The sequence below is a fragment of the Erythrobacter sp. MTPC3 genome (assembly GCF_042854385.1).
In the GTDB taxonomy this organism is placed as follows: domain Bacteria; phylum Pseudomonadota; class Alphaproteobacteria; order Sphingomonadales; family Sphingomonadaceae; genus Erythrobacter.
Genome location: NZ_BTGP01000029.1, coordinates 1 through 2,652, shown reverse-complemented (window position 1 = coordinate 2,652; position 2,652 = coordinate 1). Strand labels below are relative to the sequence as shown.

At 60.9% G+C, this 2,652-nt stretch carries 3 protein-coding genes; 2 read left to right on the top strand and 1 reads right to left on the bottom strand.

Annotated features, from left to right (window positions below):
• Together ACGHU1_RS16800 and ACGHU1_RS16795 are read left to right on the top strand one after the other, a co-directional pair.
• On the top strand, positions 1-395 hold a 395-nt coding region (locus ACGHU1_RS16800; protein WP_390588854.1), incomplete at its 5' end, for a DUF3768 domain-containing protein.
• A 66-nt stretch (positions 396-461) separates the two neighbouring features.
• Entirely contained in the window at positions 462-2,270 is a 1,809-nt protein-coding gene (locus tag ACGHU1_RS16795; protein ID WP_390588851.1) for a ParB/RepB/Spo0J family partition protein, read from the top strand.
• A 47-nt stretch (positions 2,271-2,317) separates the two neighbouring features.
• Here the strand turns inward: ACGHU1_RS16795 and ACGHU1_RS16790 are convergent.
• Positions 2,318-2,652 (bottom strand): hypothetical protein (locus ACGHU1_RS16790; RefSeq protein WP_390588848.1); only part of this gene is annotated, 335 nt, incomplete at its 5' end.

The window sequence follows — 2,652 nt, the reverse complement described above, 5'->3', positions numbered from 1 at the left end:
TGACCAATTTCGCACAGATGACCCCCGAAGAACGGGAAGCATACGCCGAGCGCGTGGCGGTTCTCAATGACCGCTTGCGGGCCAGCCCTAACAACAACCTGCTGGGCAGGATCGTGATGACACAGGGCATTCAAGCCATGATCGAAGATAGCGCCGCATCGCCGTTCTGGTTCGATCAAGGCAACCTGCTGCGGATCGTGCGCGATTACTCCGATTTCACAGGCGACAATGACCCCTACGGCCAGCGCGATTTCGGTATCTTCGATTGGAAGGAAACGCGCTGCTACTGGAAGATCGACTATTACGATCAGGCGCTTGTTTACGGATCGGATGACCCCGCCGACCCGTCAGTAACATACCGCATCCTCACCATTCTTCGGGCCGACGAATACTGATCGGCCATCACCGGGGCGGCAGTCGTGCCGCCCTGGACCTCCCCCATTCATTCAGGATTTACGACCATGACAAAGACCACCACCAGCACCGTTGCGCTCTCCACCCTCACCCTCGCCCCCGCCAATGTCAGGCGCGTGGCACCGAGCGCGGAGGGGATCGAGCAGCTTGCGGCCAACATCGCGGCCAATGGCATCATGCAGAATCTTGGCGTTTACAAAGAGCGCGGAAAGCACCGTGTTTTCTTTGGCGGGCGGCGCTTGCGCGCACTGGAAGCCTTGCGCGAAGCAGGCAAGATCGAGGCGGATTATCCGGTTCCCGTCACCATTCGCACGAAGGCCGACGCTATTGAATTGTCGCTGTCCGAGAACGCACAGCGCGAAGCGATGCACCCCGCCGATAGCGTCAGGGCATTCAATGAATTGCGAGCCAAGGGCCAGAGCGCCGAGGATATTGCGGCGCGGTTCGGCTATTCGGTTTCGCACGTTCGCAAGCTGCTGGCGCTTGGCGCACTCGCCCCCTCATTGCTCGATGCAATGGGCGAGGATCGCTTGAGCATCGAGACAGCCCGCGCGCTCACCGTGACCGATGACCACGCCTTGCAGGAGCAGCTTTTTGAAGCACATGGCGACCGGGCATGGAAAATCCGCGAAGCCCTCACCGACGACAAGCTGGCGACCGGCGATGGCCTGTTTATCTTTGTCGGAGCCGAGGCATACGCCGAGGCTGGCGGCACGATCACCGCCGACCTCTTTGCAAAGCAGGGCGATGGTTATGCCGATGACGCCGAACTGGTCGAAAAGCTGGCCATTGCGAAGCTGGAAGGCGTTGAGCAGGAATTGAGGGACTTGGGCTGGAAGCAGGTCGAGGTTTCGCTTTCGCACCCCTACAACCTCTATTCGCTCCCCTCCCTTTTCCCCGTCAAGCGCGATGCGACCGACGAGGAAGCGGCGCGGATCGAGGAACTGCACGAGCGCATTGCTGAAATCGAGGACAGCGAACCGACCGGCGAGGAACTTGAGCAGTTGCACGACGAACTGGAACAGATCGAGCAGGCCCGCTTGTCCTTCCCCGCCGAATTGCGGGAACAGAACGCGGTTTATGCCTATCTTGACCATGCGGGAGCCTTGCAGACCCGCCATGTCCGGTTGCAGCGCGAAGGGGCTGGCAGCGGGGAGAAGAAGGCCAAGGCCGATGAAGGGCCATATTCCAAGGCGCTGGTCGAGCAGCTTACCGGCATTCGCACACTGGCCTTGCAGGAGGCCGTTGCGAGCGACCCCGCGCTGGCGCTAGACGTGCTGCTGGACACCCTCACCGCCCAGCTTGTGCATGGTGCCTATTCCTACGATCTAGCCTCGCAGATCGCAGCCCAGCAAACCCGCCCTGCCGTTGACGATGACCTTATGACCAACAGCACGATCCGGCGCGTGGAAGATTCGATGGTGGAACGCTTTGCCGATATTCCCGCCGCTGGCAGGTTCGAGGCAATCAGGGCAATGGCCGAGGATGACAAGATGCAGCTACTCGCGGCCCTTGTTGCATCGAGCCTCAACGCCACAATTCCGCACGGCTACAGCGCCGACAAGCGCATTGCCAATGCCGACACCTACGCCGATGCGGCCAGTCTCGACATGAGCCGCACCTGGACCCCGCCCGTCGCCTTTTTCGACCGGATGCGGAAAGGCAAGATGCTTGAAGTGCTGGCGCAGGAATGCGGCGACGGAGCCGTTGAGAACTGCAAGAAGATGAAGGGCGCGGACCTCGCTGTTGCGATGGCCGACCGCCTGCCATCGGACTGGATTCCGCAGCCGATGCAGTCTAAGAAGGTTTCACCCAAGCAGGACGAGGACGAAGGCGAAATGTCCCGTTCCGCTTGATGTGCAGGCCGATGGCGCGCCCCCGCGCCATCGGCCCCCTTACAAAGTCAGTCTTTGGGTCCAAAAATCGGGGCGCGCTGTTTCCACAGCGCGCCCTTTTTGCCGTTCCGGCGCAACATTCCGATCATGGCTCTTGACCTCTTCCTGGGGCGCGGTGCTTCATTGCCTGCATGGCCGCTAATTATCATCGCCCGAAGCCGGTTGACCCGCTCTGGTATCGGGAAAATTGCTGGCTGCGGATTTGCTGCGGGTGCGGCCATGCAGTGAGCGAACAGCTTGGCCAATTTGCCGCGCGGCACCGAGTTGCGCGCTCCACCCTCGCCTACGAGCTGATTGATCGACTGCGTTGCAGTCGTTGCGGGAATCATCCAGCTACGGCGGA

What these genes read in the sequence shown, in the direction of transcription:
- ACGHU1_RS16795 (WP_390588851.1), top strand. Translation starts at nt 462, where the DNA reads ATGACAAAGACCACCACCAGCACCGTTGCGCTCTCCACCCTCACCCTC.